General features: G+C 68.3%; 14 protein-coding genes. 7 read left to right on the top strand and 7 right to left on the bottom strand.

Features of this window, described 5'->3' with window-relative positions; translation table 11 throughout:
• Nucleotides 1–140: 140 nt before the first annotated feature.
• From OG804_RS17135 to OG804_RS17120, 4 genes are read left to right on the top strand one after another with little or no spacing between them, the layout of a single operon-like run.
• A complete protein-coding gene (locus OG804_RS17135) occupies nt 141–1157 on the top strand; it encodes an ABC transporter substrate-binding protein (protein ID WP_328398471.1) in 1017 nt (338 codons plus the stop codon).
• The gene (locus OG804_RS17130; RefSeq protein ID WP_328387709.1) at nt 1154–1984 is read left to right on the top strand and encodes an ABC transporter ATP-binding protein; all 831 of its coding nucleotides are present in this window, start codon (nt 1154–1156) and stop codon (nt 1982–1984) included. Before OG804_RS17135 ends, OG804_RS17130 begins: the two co-directional genes overlap by 4 nt.
• Nucleotides 1977–2846, top strand: a complete 870-nt coding sequence (locus tag OG804_RS17125) for an ABC transporter permease (protein WP_328387707.1) — start codon at nt 1977–1979, stop codon at nt 2844–2846. The genes OG804_RS17130 and OG804_RS17125 overlap by 8 nt, the downstream gene beginning before the upstream one ends.
• A gap of 10 nt (nt 2847–2856) precedes the next feature.
• Entirely contained in the window at nt 2857–4191 is a 1335-nt protein-coding gene (locus tag OG804_RS17120; protein WP_328387705.1) for an LLM class flavin-dependent oxidoreductase, read from the top strand.
• Between the two features lie 128 nt (nt 4192–4319).
• On the opposite strand, the gene OG804_RS17115 is transcribed toward OG804_RS17120, so the two are convergent.
• Complete coding sequence (locus OG804_RS17115) at nt 4320–5744, bottom strand: MFS transporter (RefSeq protein ID WP_328387703.1); 1425 nt, start codon at nt 5742–5744, stop codon at nt 4320–4322.
• A gap of 200 nt (nt 5745–5944) precedes the next feature.
• Here OG804_RS17115 and OG804_RS17110 point away from each other — a divergent pair, with 200 nt between their 5' ends.
• Nucleotides 5945–6298 carry an ArsR/SmtB family transcription factor gene (locus tag OG804_RS17110; protein WP_328387702.1) on the top strand — a complete coding sequence of 118 codons (354 nt, stop codon included), beginning with the start codon at nt 5945–5947 and terminating at the stop codon, nt 6296–6298.
• A gap of 72 nt (nt 6299–6370) precedes the next feature.
• Here OG804_RS17110 and OG804_RS17105 read toward each other — a convergent pair whose 3' ends face one another.
• Both OG804_RS17105 and OG804_RS17100 read right to left on the bottom strand, forming a co-directional pair.
• Nucleotides 6371–6727, bottom strand: coding sequence for a GntR family transcriptional regulator (locus tag OG804_RS17105; RefSeq protein ID WP_328387700.1), 357 nt, complete (start codon nt 6725–6727; stop codon nt 6371–6373).
• Between the two features lie 4 nt (nt 6728–6731).
• Nucleotides 6732–7706: a DUF1648 domain-containing protein gene (locus tag OG804_RS17100; protein ID WP_328387698.1), complete on the bottom strand. Its 975-nt coding sequence runs from the start codon at nt 7704–7706 to the stop codon at nt 6732–6734.
• Nucleotides 7707–8019: 313 nt separating this feature from the next.
• On the opposite strand from OG804_RS17100, the gene OG804_RS17095 reads away from it, so the two are divergent.
• Nucleotides 8020–8403 (top strand): TfoX/Sxy family protein, encoded by a 384-nt coding sequence (locus OG804_RS17095; RefSeq protein ID WP_328387696.1) that lies wholly within the window; start codon nt 8020–8022, stop codon nt 8401–8403.
• Between the two features lie 20 nt (nt 8404–8423).
• On the opposite strand, the gene rsgA is transcribed toward OG804_RS17095, so the two are convergent.
• From rsgA to OG804_RS17080, 3 genes are all read right to left on the bottom strand, one after another.
• Nucleotides 8424–9425, bottom strand: coding sequence for a ribosome small subunit-dependent GTPase A (gene rsgA / locus OG804_RS17090; protein WP_328398469.1), 1002 nt, complete (start codon nt 9423–9425; stop codon nt 8424–8426).
• Nucleotides 9422–10732, bottom strand: coding sequence for a 3-phosphoshikimate 1-carboxyvinyltransferase (gene aroA / locus OG804_RS17085; protein WP_328398467.1), 1311 nt, complete (start codon nt 10730–10732; stop codon nt 9422–9424). The genes rsgA and aroA overlap by 4 nt, the downstream gene beginning before the upstream one ends.
• 79 nt (nt 10733–10811) lie before the next feature.
• On the bottom strand, nt 10812–12317 hold the full coding sequence (locus OG804_RS17080) for an aldehyde dehydrogenase family protein (protein WP_328387694.1): 1506 nt from the start codon (nt 12315–12317) through the stop codon (nt 10812–10814).
• A gap of 186 nt (nt 12318–12503) precedes the next feature.
• On the opposite strand from OG804_RS17080, the gene OG804_RS17075 reads away from it, so the two are divergent.
• Nucleotides 12504–13361, top strand: a complete 858-nt coding sequence (locus OG804_RS17075; RefSeq protein ID WP_328387692.1) for an SOS response-associated peptidase — start codon at nt 12504–12506, stop codon at nt 13359–13361.
• 47 nt (nt 13362–13408) lie between these two features.
• On the opposite strand, the gene OG804_RS17070 is transcribed toward OG804_RS17075, so the two are convergent.
• The gene (locus OG804_RS17070; protein WP_328387690.1) at nt 13409–13711 is read right to left on the bottom strand and encodes a hypothetical protein; all 303 of its coding nucleotides are present in this window, start codon (nt 13709–13711) and stop codon (nt 13409–13411) included.
• Nucleotides 13712–13763 lie beyond the last annotated feature (52 nt).

The following is a 13763-nucleotide window of genomic DNA, read 5'->3' as shown; positions in this document are numbered from 1 at the left end:
GTCGCGGTCGCGGACCGCACGATTACCGGGCAGTCCGACGATCACAAGGGGCAGAATCCATGCCAGTACGTCCGGAATCGATACGTGGACAACGGCGGCCGGTCGCCGCCGTGTGCGTCGCGGCGGTGACCGCACTCGCGATGCTGCTCTGCGCGTGCGGGGCAGGCGGCGAGGCGTCCAAGACCGCCGACGGCAAGACCATCCTGCGGTACCAGGGCTGGTCCGGTCGCGTGGGATTCCACGAACTGGCCGCGGATCTCGGCTATTACGACAAGGTACAGCTGGAGTGGGTCGGCGACACCACCAGCGGCCCGCAGGACATCCAGTCCGCGGCGACCGGGGAGATCGAGTTCGGCTCGGCCTTCAACGGCGCCGTGGTCAAGCTCAACGCGGCCGGCGCCCCGATCACCTCGGTGCTCAGCTCCTACGGTGCGGATGCCGAGGAGTACACCGGATACTACGTGCTGCAGGACAGTCCGCTCCGGTCGGCGCGCGATCTGATCGGCAAGAAGATCGGGATGAACACCCTCGGCGCGCATCACGAGTTCCTCATCCGGGAATGGCTCGCGCAACAGGGCCTCACCCCGGACGAGATCAAGACCGTGCAACTGGTGGTGGTTCCGCCGGTGAACACCGAGCAGGCGCTGCGCGAGGGCCAGATCGACGTCGGGACGCTGAGCACGATCCACCGGGAGAGCGCCCTCGCGCGGGGTGGTATCCGGGCCCTGTTCACCGACCGCGACCTGTTCGGCGCGTTCAGTTACGGAACGTATGTGATGCGCGACGATTTCATCGCCGCCAACCCCGAAGCAGTCCGCGATTTCGTCCAGGGCACGGCCCGCGCCATCCGCTGGACGCAGGTCCGGCCGCGCGAGGAAGTGGTCGCCCGCTTCGCCGACATCATCCGGAAGCGGGGTCGCACCGAGAACGCCGACACCGTCGCGTTCTGGCGCAGCTCCGGAATCCCGGCGCCGGGTGCGGTGATCGCCGAGCGTGAACTGCAGACCTGGATCGACTGGCTGGTCCGCAACGGCGAGCTCGACGAGGGCGCACTGGTCGCCCGTGATCTCTACACCAACGAGTACAACCCTTACGCCAACGGCACCTATCCCGCCGACGGTGGACCCGACGGACAAGCATTGGCCGGTGAGAAATGAGCAGCACACCCAAACTCCGCCTGGCTCAGGTGACCAAGAAGTTCCCGATCCGGGGGCAGCGGACCGAGCTCACCGCGATCGAGGACATCACCCTGGATCTGGCCGCCGGCGAGTTCCTGGTGCTGGTCGGCCCCAGCGGCTGCGGTAAATCCACCCTGCTCGACCTGCTGGGCGGGCTCAGCACCCCGACCTCCGGACAGATCCTGCTCGACGGTCGGCCGATCACCGGACCCGGCCTGGATCGCGGGGTCGTCTTCCAGCAGTACGCGCTACTGCCCTGGCGCACCGCCCGCCGCAATATCGAGTTCGGGCTCGAGGCCAAGGGTGTGCCCAGGGCCGAGCGCCGGGAACGCGCCGAGCACTATCTCGAGCTGGTCGGGCTGGCCGGATTCGCCGACCGGTATCCGCACGAACTGTCCGGCGGTATGAAGCAGCGGGTCGCGATCGCCCGCAGCCTGGCCTTCGATCCCGAAGTGCTGCTGATGGACGAACCGTTCGCCGCCCTGGACGCGCAGACGCGCGAATCGCTGCAGGACGAGTTGTTGCGGATCTGGCAGCGCACCGGCAAGACCATCCTGTTCATCACGCACGGTATCGACGAGGCGATCTATCTGGGCCAGCGGGTCGCCGTACTCACCTCCCGTCCCGGCCGGGTCAAAACGGTCGTGGACGTCGATATCGACCGCACCGCCGAGGACGTCCGCTCCGGCGAGCAGTTCCGTGCGCTGCGCCACCGGATCTGGTCCCTGCTGCACGACGAGGTCGAACGGGCGCACTCGCTCGAACTCGCCGATATCTCGACGACCGAAGAGGTTCAGCATGTCTAGCGCTCTCGCCACCGGCACCCTCGACAGCGCGCCGCGGGTGCGCGGGAAGGAGCCCGCGACGCCGCGGACCGTCACACCGGCCCGGCGGATCGGGCGCCGTATCGCGGGTCTGGTCTGGCGGGTGACGAAACCGTCGGTCGCGATCCTGGCGTTCCTGGCGCTGTGGGAGATCGCGCCGCGGGTGGGACTCGTGGACAAGGTGTTCCTGCCGCCGTTCACCGAAGTCGCCGCGACGTTCTTCGAGCTGATCGCCAACGGGCAGCTCTGGGAACACGTATCGACCAGTCTGACCCGCGCGCTCACCGGCTTCGCCATCGCCGTCGCGATCGCGGTCCCGCTCGGGGTCGCGATCGCCTGGTATCGGCCGGTGGCCGATTTCCTGAACCCGGTTCTCGAACTGTTCCGCAATACGGCGGCGCTGGCGCTGCTCCCGGTGTTCATTCTCATCCTGGGCATCGGGGAGACCTCGAAGGTCGCGCTGGTGGTCTACGCCTGCACCTTCCCGATCCTGCTGAACACCATTTCCGGTGTGCGGACAGTGGACCCGCTGCTGATCAAGTCGGCGCGTTCGCTGGGCTTCTCGCAGATCGCCCTGGTGTACAAGGTGGTGTTGCCGGCGGCGGTGCCGACCATCTTCACCGGCCTGCGGATGGCCGCCGCCTCCTCGATCCTGGTCCTCATCGCGGCCGAGATGGTCGGGGCGAAGGCCGGGCTCGGGTACCTGATCACCGCCGCGCAGCTCAACTTCCAGATTCCCGATATGTACGCCGGGATCATCGCCATCGCGTTGGTCGGCCTGATCTTCAACGCGGTCCTCGTTTTCGTCGAGCGCCGGCTGTCCCGCTGGCGCGTTGCCCTCTAGACAGGTACTGATGTCCCCGCAACTCCATCTCAACGCGTTCCTCATGGGTGTCGGTCACCACGAGGCGGCCTGGCGGCATCCGCGCACCGACGCGCACAATGTGCTGCGGGTCGGCCATTTCCAGGAGCTCGCGCGTATCGCCGAGCGCGGCAAACTCGACTCGGTGTTCTTCGCCGACGGGCTCGCCGTGGGCCCGCGCATCGAACGCAATACACAGGCGGTTTTCGAGCCGATCACGCTGCTGTCGGCGATGGCGGTGGTCACCGAGCGCATCGGTCTCATCGCCACGGCGTCCACGGGCTACAACGAGCCCTACAACCTCGCCCGCAAGTTCGCCTCGCTCGACCAGATCAGCGGCGGCCGGGCCGGCTGGAACATCGTCACCTCCGGGACCGCCGACGAGGCCGCCAATTTCGGTTACGACCAGGTCCCCGAACACGCGGGTCGCTATCGCCGGGCGGCGGAGTTCGTCGACGCCGCGACGGCACTGTGGGATTCCTGGGAGGACGACGCGGTCGTCCTCGACGCCGAGGCCGGTATCTTCGCCGACCCCACGAAGGTGCATGCCATCGACCACGCGGGGGAGCGGTTCAAGGTGCGGGGCCCGCTGAACGTGCCCCGTTCGGCGCAGGGACGCCCACTGCTCGTGCAGGCCGGTTCTTCGGCCGACGGCAAGGATTTCGCCGGCCGCTACGCCGAAGCCGTTTTCACCGCGCAACGCTCCGTTCCGGAAGGCCAGGAGTTCTATCGCGAGGTGAAAGCACGCGCGGCCGGGCACGGGCGCAGCCCTGACGAAGTGAAGATCCTGCCGGGGATCGTCCCGTTCATCGCCGATACCGAGGATGCCGCGAAGCGACTCGAGCAGGAGTTCACCGACCTGATCTCACCGGAGTACTCGCTGCGCCAGCTCTCCCAGATGCTCGGGCTGGACCTGACCGGCCATTCCTTGGACGCACCGCTTCCGCCGCTGCCCCCGATCGAGCAGATCCAGGGCAACAAGAGCCGGTACCAGCTGGTCAAGGATCTGGCCGCACAGGAATCGCTGACCGTGGGCCGGCTGATCGCGCTGCTCGGCGGCGGTCGCGGTCACCGGACCCTCGCGGGTACTCCCGAGCAGATCGCCGATGATCTGCAGACCTGGTTCGAGGCGGGCGCCGCCGACGGATTCAATGTGATGGCCCCGTACCTGCCCGGTGGCCTGACCGATTTCGTGGACCAGGTGGTTCCGATCCTGCAGGCGCGCGGCCTGTTCCGCACCGAATACACCGAGACCACGCTGCGTGGGCACTACGGACTGGGTGCGCATACCGGACGGTTCGCGCCGGTGGTCGCCGCCGGCGTCTGACGCGCAGCCTCTTCGGTTGGTCAGCGCTGAGCAGGTCGGCCCGGCCGTGCTCACTGTGCTCGAGCCCGAGCGGAGAACTCGCTCCTGACCGCACGCCGGATGCGGGATCGGGCCGGACGCCGCTCGGTTCATCGAACGGTGTCTCGGCCCGTGCGTTCGGGGCGCGCGATCAGTGACCAGGCGCCGATGGCCGCGGCCAGGTAGGCGAGTCCGATCACCAGGAACGACACCGCCGCTCCATGGTTCCAGTCGGTGAAGGTGCCGAGTACGACACCCATCGCCGCGACGCCGACCAGGGTGCCGATCTGACGGTTGGCGTTGAGTACCGATCCTGCGACGTTGGCGTGCTCGACGCCCGCGGAATCGACGAGCGCGGCGGTCATCCCGGGGGAGATGATGCCGGCCCCGATATTGGCGACCGCGACGGCCGAGGCCAGCACCCAGTAGGGCGTGGAGGCGGATATCGACACCATCGTCAGCGAGGCGACGGCGGCGATCGTCAGGAACAGGGTCAGTAGCGCGCCGTTGGAGAACCTGGCGGCGATGCGCGCGTAGACGAGATTGCCGAGCGGGAACCAGATCGTCATCGGTAGCAGCGCCAGGCCGGCCTGGAACGCACTCGCGCCGCGGACGTTCTGCAGGTAGAGCGCGAGCATGAACATGCTCCCGTAGAGCGCGAGGTTGAACAGGAACCCTACGAGGTTGGCGCCGGTGAAGCCCCGACGGCGGAACAGTTCCCAGGGCATGACCAGTTCCGGGGCCCGCCGTTCGTGGGCCACCAGCAGCCCGGCGGCAACGAACACCACGGCGTAGGCGAGGAGTACCGGTCCGGCGACCCAGCCCAGGCGCGGTCCCTCGATCAGCGCGAAGCTCAACGCGACGAGCGCGACGATCCAGAGTGTGTGACCGGGGACGGCGAGCGTGCTGCCGCGTCCGGCGACGGGGGCGATGTAGCGGCGGGTGAGCACGATGCCGATGATGCCGATCGGCAGGTTGATCAGGAAGATGCTCTGCCATCCGAAAGCGCCGACCAGCAGACCGCCCACGGACGGGCCCAGCCCCGCGGCAGTGGCGACGATGGCCGACCAGAGTCCGAGCATCCTGGTGCGCTGCCGTTTCTCGGGGAACGCGAACACCAGCAGGGACAACGAGCTGGGCATGAACAGCGCGGCGCCGGCGCCCTGCACGATTCGTGCGCCGATGAGTGCCTCCGCGCTGGGGGCGAGGGCACAGCCGAGGGAGGCGAGGAAGAAGACGCCCATGCCCCACAGGTAGATCGTCTTGGCTCCGACGCGGTTGGCCAAGGCGCCGCCGAGCATCAGCAGTGAACTGAAAGTGAGGACGTATCCGTCGACGATCCAGGTGAGCTCGCCCAGCGAGGTATGCAGGTGGCCCTGGATATCGGCGCCGGCGACGTTGACAACTGTGACGTCGAGTGCGGCCATGACGAATCCGGTGGCCAAGGCGGTGAGTGTCCGGCCGGGCGGGATGTTCTGCTGCGCTGCGATCGCCGCACTGGGCGGCGAGACGGTGTCGGACTCGGAGCTGGGCATCGCTGTCTCCTCGGTGCGGGATCTGGGTGGGTCGACAGCAGGCCGTCGCGCTGCGCCCCCATCCGCGGCCGGTCGGGGACCCCGTACCCATTGAAACCCCTTATTACGATGGTCGTCAAATTTCACCGTGATCGAAGTACGATATCCATCGTATGATGGGGGTGGCACCGATCGAGCACGGAGACGAGAAGGACGGACCCATGACCGCACAGGCCGGCGAACGCATCACCGACCATCTCCCCGCCGCGGATATCGCGCTGCAGGGCGTGCTCGATGCGCTCACCGATCCCGTGCGGCGCAGCATCGTTCGTCAGCTCGCTTCCGCCGATCAGGAGATCGCGTGTGGCGCTTTCGATATCGATGTCACCTACTCCACCCGGACCCACCACTTCAAAGTGCTCCGGCAGGCGGGCGTCATCCACCAGCACTACGAGGGCACGGTGAAGATGAACGTCCTGCGCCGCGAGGATCTGGAATCCGCGGTTCCGGGGCTGCTCGACGCGATCGTCGCCGCGGCGAACCGTGAAAGCGGGCCCGGCCGCCGCCGCGAATAGCCACCCGCGCGTTCGGTGGAGTCCAGTGGTGAGTGCGTCCCGCCCGGCGGAACCGGCTACCCCTGATCCGGATCAGCGAGTGGCGGCGGCGCGCACGAGTGCGATCAGTTCCGCGTCGTCGAGGTCTATTCGCCGGGCGGCGTCCACGAGCTGGCGGGCGAGTTCGATCACGGCGGCGCGGCCGTCCGGTATTCCGGCTCGGACGGTGGCGCCGCGCCCCCGGCGCAGTTCGATCAGCCCTTCGTCGCGCAGCCGTTGATAACCCGCCAGCACTGTGTGAATGCTGACATCCAGGGACGTCGCGAGTTCGCGGGCGCCGGGCAACCGCGAGCCCGCGGGCGCCGCCCCGTCGGCGATCGCCCGCCGCACGCAGGCCGCCACCTGATCGGCCAGCGGTTCGGGTCGTGCCGGATCGACACGGATCAGCACCGGTTCACTCCGCTCGCGCGATGACACCGGCAAGGACTGCCGCACCGGTATCGGCGTCGTCGACCGAGACCACGAACCGCCGGCCCGAACGGCGGGTCACCACGATCCCCGGCCCGCCGCGCAACACCACGGCCGTCGCCCCGGGTATCAGCCGGATCCCGTACCCGCCGTAGTGGATCGGAGAGATGTCGTCGGCCGAGACATCCGCGATGTCCTCGGGACTCAACCGCCAGCGCGGCCACCCGAGCGGTCCGGTTCCGACGGTGAGTCCGTGCTGGTCCACGACGACCCGAACCAGGGCGAGGTTCGCGAGCAGGACACCGGTCACGGCCAGCAGCACCCCGGTCAGCGGGTGTACCACCGACCCGACCGTGATCCCCATGAGCAGTGCGACCGCGCCGATCATCAGCATCCACGGCGACGCGGTCCGTCGCGACCAGCTCACTCGTTCGGTGCGGCCGATGGCGAGGGGTTCGGCCGATACCGGCGCTTCCTCGCTGATCGGACTCTCCGGCGCCGCGATCCAGCCCGCCGTCCCGAGCAGCAATCCGGTGGCCGCCGCGATCAGGAACGCCCAGGCCGGCAGCGTGACCTGCGCGGCGTCCGCCACGTCGAGATTGGCGAGGGTGCTCGACAGTAGGAGCACCCCCACGAATCCGCCGACGCCCCAGGCGCTTCCGATGAGGAGCCGGATCGGGTCCAGGGGCGAGTCCGGCCTGCGCAACGGTTTGTCCCGTCGCGTACCCATCATCAGGATCAGCGCGAACAGCGCGGCCAGGCCGACGCCCAGTCCGGCGGAGACGAACATGGTCGGTACGCGTCCGGTGAACCCGTCGGCGCCGTCGGCGCCGAAATGGGTGGCCAGCGGGTCGGGCAGCCGATCGGCCGCCGCGGCCAGCAGGACGATATCGGGCACGACGGACAGGGCGGGCGGGAGTCCGGCCAGTAGGCAGAGCCGGATCGGGCTGAGGGTTGTCACAGGCACCTCCTTGTTATGGTTGAATCATAACAAAGGATTCATATCCGGTCCGTTCATCGCTTCGCGGAGGGGCAGTCACTCCAATTCGTCCGGCGCCGCTGCCTGCCGCGCCGGTCGGCGAGCCGCCGATCCGACACCGATGCGCCGAGCCGAACGGGACGTGGGTGTCATCGAGGACCACACCGATCACTCCTGGCTCGGCGAGCGGGTTGGCGAACACTTCCTGCAGCAGCGCACCGGCGCGGCCACCAGCGCTCTTCGAGTTCGCCCGGACGGGATCGTTGCCGGTCGTCGGTGCGCGCACACTGGCCCCATGGCCTACGACGAAGAACTGGCGGAGCGGGTTCGCGACATTGTGGGGGTCGGCCCCGAGGTGACCGAACGGAAGATGTTCGGCGGACTGGCCTTCCTGTTCGGCGGCAACCTGGGCGTCGCGGTCAGCGGGCAGGGCGGCCTGATGATCCGGATGGCGCCCGCGGCGGCCGCGGATCTGGTGGACGATGTCTCCGTGACGCCGATGGTGATGCGCGGCCGGGAACTCGACGGGTGGCTGCGAGTGACGACCGGCGCGGTAGCGGCCGACTCCGCGCTCGATACCTGGGTCGAGCGCGGTGCCGCGTTCGCCCGGTCGTTACCCGCGAAGAAGCCGAAACGTCCGGCCTCCGGAGCGGCCGGGCACCGCCTCCGCCGCCGGTGACCTACCCCGGCTCGGAGCGCTCACCAAGGGTCGTTCGAGTTCAGGGCGACCAGCAGGCGGCGGATCGCCGCCACCCGGTCCGCCTTGTCCGGGAAATCGTCGAGGGCGCATTCGGGATCGGCGGGCGGGCCCAGATGGGTGCATCCGCGCGGGCAGTTCTCGATCGCCTCGGCGAGGTCGCTGAAGGCCGCGACGACATCATCCGGGGTGATGTGGGCGAGACCGAACGACCGGATGCCGGGTGTATCGATCACCCAGCCGCCGCCCGGTAGCGGTAGCGCGACCGACTGGGTGGAGGTGTGTTTACCCTTGCCCACCCCCGACACTTCGCCGACAGCCCGCGCGGCATCGGGAACGAGGCGGTTCACCAACGTCGACTTTCCGACACCGGAGTGCCCGAGGAAACAGGTGAGGCGCCCGGTGAGCAGTTCCAGCGCGGCGTCGATCGGGTCGTCGATCCCGGCGTAGACGATGGTGAGATCGAGGTCGCCGAAGGCGGCGGCGAATTCGGAATCCCCGGCCAGATCGTGTTTGGTCAGGCACAGCACCGGTTCCAGGCCGCCCGCGTAGGCGGCGACCATCGCGCGTTCCACGAAACCGGTGCGTGGCGGCGGATCGGCCAAGGCCACCATGATGAACAGCTGTTCGGCATTGCCGACGACGATCCGTTCGAACGGATCGGTGTCGTCGGCTGTACGACGCAGCACGGTCCGGCGATCGGCCACCCGGACAATTCGCGCCAGGGTATCGGGCCGGCCCGAGATGTCGCCGACCACATCCACCTGGTCGCCGACCACGATCGGAGTGCGGCCCAGTTCCCGGGCGCGCATGGCCACCAGGGGGCGTCGCGGGTCACCGTCGAGCACGCAACCCCAACGGCCCCGGTCCACCGAAACCACCATCGCCGCCTCCGCGTCGAGGTGTTCGGGGCGGGTCTTGGTGCGCGGGCGCGAACTCCGCCCCGGACGCACCCGCACATCGGTTTCGTCGTACGAGGCGGTCGAGCGTCCGCGCCGGCTCAGCGACCGGCTCCCGGTCCGGCCGTTTCCGGGTCGAGCATCGACTCCCACAGGCCGACGAAGTCGGGCAGGGTCTTGGCGGTGGTGCCGATGTCCTCGATCTCGATCCCCGGCACAGTCAGGCCGAGAATCGCTCCGGCCGTGGCCATCCGGTGGTCGGCGTAGGAATGCCAGCGACCGCCGTGCAGCGGGGCCGGGGTGATCTCCAGACCGTCCTCGGTTTCGGACACCTGCCCGCCGAGCCGGTTGATCTCGGTGGACAGGGCGGCGAGTCGATCGGTCTCGTGGCCGCGCAGATGCGCGATACCGCGCAACCGCGACTCCGAATCCGCCAGCGCTGCCAGCGCCGCGACGGTGGGGGTCAGCTCACCCACATCGTGCAGGTCGATATCGATACCCGCCAGCCGGTCGGGGCCGGTCACGGTGAGCGCGCCGTCGTAGAACCCGGCTTCGGCGCCCATCCGGACCAGGATCTCGCGGATCACGTCACCGGCCTGCGAGGTCAGTCGCGGCCAGTGCGGGATGCTCACCCGGCCGCCGGTGACAGCGGCCGCCGCCAGGAACGGGGTGGCGTTGGACAGATCCGGCTCCACGGTCCAGTCGACCGCGCGGATCGGGCCCGGTGCGACTGTCCAGGTCTGCTCGCTGCGGACGTCGGTCGGCGCCTCGACCACCACATCGGCGCGGCGCAGCATCTCGACGGTCATTTCGATATGCGGCATGGACGGCAGGGGGCCGCCGGAATGCTGTACCACCACGCCCTCGTCGAAACGCGCCCCCGACAGCAGTAGACCGGAGACGAACTGTGAGGAGCCGGAGGCGTCGATGGTGACCGTGCCGCCGCGCAGGGCGCCGGTGCCGCGCACGGTGAACGGCAGGGCGTCGCCGTCGATACCGGCGCCGAGCCCGCGTAGCGCGTCGAGGATGGTGCGCAACGGGCGGACCCGGGCGGCGATATCGCCGTCGAAGGCTGTGTCACCCAGTGCGAGGGTCGCCACCGGGGGGACGAAACGCATCACGGTTCCGGCGAGTCCGCAGTCGACCCGGCCGGCGCGTAGTGGGGCGGGGGTCACGGCCAGGGTCTCGGCGTCACCGATGATCTGGGTTCCCAGGGCACGCAGGGCGGCGATCATCAGCGCGGTGTCGCGGCTGCGCAGGGCCCCGGTGATGGTCGAGGGACCTTCGGCGAGCGCGGCCAGGACCAGTGCTCTGTTCGTGATCGATTTGGAGCCGGGCAGGGTTACGGTCGCATGCACGGGGGCATCGACATGGGGCGCTGGCCAGAAACTCACTCGACCATCTTGGCGCATCGAGGTGACATGCGTGCCGGTGGTGCTCGTTAGTGTGTCGTCGAGCACCACCGGACGCCTGCTCATCTGTGCCGGGAGATCATTTGTTCCGACCGTGCAGCAACGGCACCATCGCGCGCAGCATTTTCATGTTCGCCTGGGAGCGGCGATAGCTCTGCAGCGCCATGCCGGGAATCGTGAAGCGCTGCACCGCGATCGAATGCGGCCGAACGAATTCGCGCAGACCGGGCTCGCCGTGGATACGACCGATACCGGAATCGGCGCTGCCGCCGAAGGGCAGTCCCGGGATGGCGGCGAAACCGAGCACGGAGTTGACCGAGGTCGCGCCGACTTTCAACCGGCGGGCGATCTCGACTCCCTGCTTCTTCGAATACACCGCCGAGGCCAGGCCGAAGGTGGTGTTGTTGGCGAGGTCCACAGCTTCATCGATGCTGTTCACCGTGGTCACGGTGACGGTCGGGCCGAAGGTCTCCTCCTTGACCGCCGCGGAGTCCTCGTCGACATCGACCAGCACGACAGGTTCGATGAAGGGGCCCTTGACCGATTCCGGTCCACCCAGCACAGCCTTGCCGCCGCTGGCCAGCGCCGCGTCGATATGCCGCTTGACGATATCGATCTGGCTCGGCATGGTCATCGGGCCGTAAGCGGCGTTCTTGTCCGAACCCGGTTTCACGTCCTTCAGGATGCGGGTCAGTTCGGCCAGGAACTCGTCCTTGACCGATTTGTCCACGTAGACCCGCTCGACACCGGCGCAGGTCTGCCCGCTGTTGGAGGTGGCGCCCCAGGCGACAGCGTCGGCGGCGGCCTTCACGTCGGCGTCCGCGGCCACGATCACGGGGTCTTTACCGCCGCATTCCAGCAGCACCGGGGTGAGGGTGTCGGCGGCGGAGGCCATGATCTTGCGGCCGGTCGCGGCCGAACCGGTGAAGGCGACCTTGTCCACGCCGGATTTCACCAGGGCGGCGCCGGTGGCGCCGAAACCGTTGATCGTGACGAAGACGCCCTCGGGCAGTTCCGGGTTGGCCTCGGAGAAGGCCTCGGCGAGGAAGTTGCCGATACCGGTGGAGAACTCCGACGGTTTGAACACGACGGTGTTGCCGGCGGCCAGTGCGTAGGCCAGGGAGCCGTTCGGGGTGTACACGGGGTAGTTCCACGGACCGATCACGCCGATGACGCCCAGCGGCCGGTATTCGATACTCGCCGCGAAGTTGGCCATCAACGGGCCCGACGGGACCTTTTGCGGAGACAGCTTCTTCTTGGCGTGCTTGGCCGCCCAGGCGATGTGCTCGAGGGCCAGCATGAGTTCGAGGAAGGCGTCGTCGAGCGGTTTCCCGTTCTCGGCGTGGATGAGCGCGCAGAATTCGTCGGATTTGGCGACCAGCCGGCTCGACCAGCGCAGCAGTGCCTTCTTCCGCCCTTCGAAGCCCAGATCCTCCCAGACGGGGGCGGCGGCGCGCGCTTTGGCGACGGCCTCGGCGACCGCCTTCTCATCGGCGATCGGGTAGGTGGCCAGCGTCGCGCCTGTGGCCGGATCGACCGAGGTGAGCACCGACTCTTTCTCGGTAGCGTTTTCGGTGGTTGTCACAGGTTCTCCTCTGCGGAAGTGGTGCGTTAGCTGCTGCGCGCGCGAACGGGCAGCATGTGACCGCCTCGTCCCCGGTGAGAGAATGTTAAGACATAACTCTCAACACGTCACCAAGTACTAGCATCATTGTCGCGGACGCGGCCGGGATTGTCTTGATCTGTCGGTATTCGGTGCGAGTATCGGACTATGTGCGGACGGTATGCGACGACGACGAACCCGGGACGGCTCGCGGTGGAATTGGACGCCCTCGACGAAACCGAGCCCAGCGGCGATCCCGGGGCGGACGCGACGGCGGACAGTAGTGGCGAATCCGGCGGTTCCGGCGCCCCGGGCGAGCGGGCGGCCGGAGTGAACTACAACGTCGCCCCGACCACCCGGATCGTCACTGTTGTCGACCGGCATACCCATGAGCACCCCGACGACACCCCCAGTCGCCGGATCCGGCGAATGCGCTGGGGATTGATCCCGCACTGGACCAAAGCCGCCGAACCGGGCGTACCGGTGAAGGGAAAACCGCTGTTCAACGCCCGGGCGGACAAGGCCGCGACGCTGCCGTCGTTCCGGGACGCGGTGAAATACCGGCGCTGCCTGGTGCCGATGGACGGCTGGTACGAGTGGCTGGTCGAGCCCGACCCGGCGGGGCCGGGCAAGGGAAAGAAGCCCAGGGTGGTCAAACACCCCTACTTCATGTCGCGTCCGGACGGTGAGCGCCTGTACATGGCGGGACTGTGGTCGGTCTGGCGGGACCGCTCGCTCGACACCCCCGAACCGCTGCTGTCGTGCACCATCCTCACCACCGACGCGATCGGGGACCTCACCCGGATCCACGATCGGATGCCGCTGCCGATGCCACGGGAACGCTGGGACGCCTGGCTGGATCCCGACCATCCCGCGCCGGCCGAACTGCTCGAGCCGCCGAGCGCGGCCCTGGTGGCCGAGATCGCGGCGAGGCCGGTGTCCACGCGGGTGAACAGTGTGAAGAACAACGGCCCGGAACTACTGGCGCCGGCGGGGGACACCGCGGAGCAGACCACACTGCTGTGAGCCCGCAGCGCCCGAGACGGTGAACCGCCTCGGGCGGGCTCGGCACGTCAGGTACCCAGCGGGCATTTGATCGTCGGAGTAGCGATACTCAGACCGCATTTGAGCATATCGGCGCCGAGATCGATGACCTCGGCGGCCAGCCCGCCGCCGGCGTTCTCGGCGCGCTTGCCCGGATCGTTGTCCGGGCTGCTGCTCTCCGGTTTGTTCTCGCTACCGCCTCGGCCGTCGAGCGGGAACTCACCCGGTGCCGCCAGGGCCGTCGGCGCCGACAGCGCCGCCGGGCCGACGGTCAAGGCAACGGCCGCGGATACAGCGAAGAACACAGTGCGCACAGGCTTGCGCGGGGACATATCGCATCACATCCTCGGGTCGGACGATCGGTCGTACCAAGTAACTCATACG

Origin of the sequence: Nocardia sp. NBC_00416, assembly GCF_036032445.1 — a bacterium.
Classification (GTDB): domain Bacteria; phylum Actinomycetota; class Actinomycetes; order Mycobacteriales; family Mycobacteriaceae; genus Nocardia.
The sequence above is the reverse complement of the archived record's forward strand: the minus strand, read 5'-3'. Positions and strand labels throughout refer to the sequence as shown.

Excerpts from the sequence above, each read along its gene's own strand:
- OG804_RS17125 (WP_328387707.1), top strand. The coding sequence starts at position 1,977 with ATGTCTAGCGCTCTCGCCACCGGCACCCTCGACAGCGCGCCGCGGGTG.
- OG804_RS17130 (WP_328387709.1), top strand. The coding sequence starts at position 1,154 with ATGAGCAGCACACCCAAACTCCGCCTGGCTCAGGTGACCAAGAAGTTC.
- OG804_RS17115 (WP_328387703.1), bottom strand. The coding sequence starts at position 5,744 with ATGCCCAGCTCCGAGTCCGACACCGTCTCGCCGCCCAGTGCGGCGATC.
- OG804_RS17075 (WP_328387692.1), top strand. The coding sequence starts at position 12,504 with ATGTGCGGACGGTATGCGACGACGACGAACCCGGGACGGCTCGCGGTG.
- OG804_RS17120 (WP_328387705.1), top strand. The coding sequence starts at position 2,857 with ATGTCCCCGCAACTCCATCTCAACGCGTTCCTCATGGGTGTCGGTCAC.
- OG804_RS17135 (WP_328398471.1), top strand. The coding sequence starts at position 141 with ATGCTGCTCTGCGCGTGCGGGGCAGGCGGCGAGGCGTCCAAGACCGCC.
- OG804_RS17070 (WP_328387690.1), bottom strand. The coding sequence starts at position 13,711 with ATGTCCCCGCGCAAGCCTGTGCGCACTGTGTTCTTCGCTGTATCCGCG.
- OG804_RS17095 (WP_328387696.1), top strand. The coding sequence starts at position 8,020 with ATGGCCTACGACGAAGAACTGGCGGAGCGGGTTCGCGACATTGTGGGG.
- aroA (WP_328398467.1), bottom strand. The coding sequence starts at position 10,732 with ATGCGCCAAGATGGTCGAGTGAGTTTCTGGCCAGCGCCCCATGTCGAT.
- OG804_RS17110 (WP_328387702.1), top strand. The coding sequence starts at position 5,945 with ATGACCGCACAGGCCGGCGAACGCATCACCGACCATCTCCCCGCCGCG.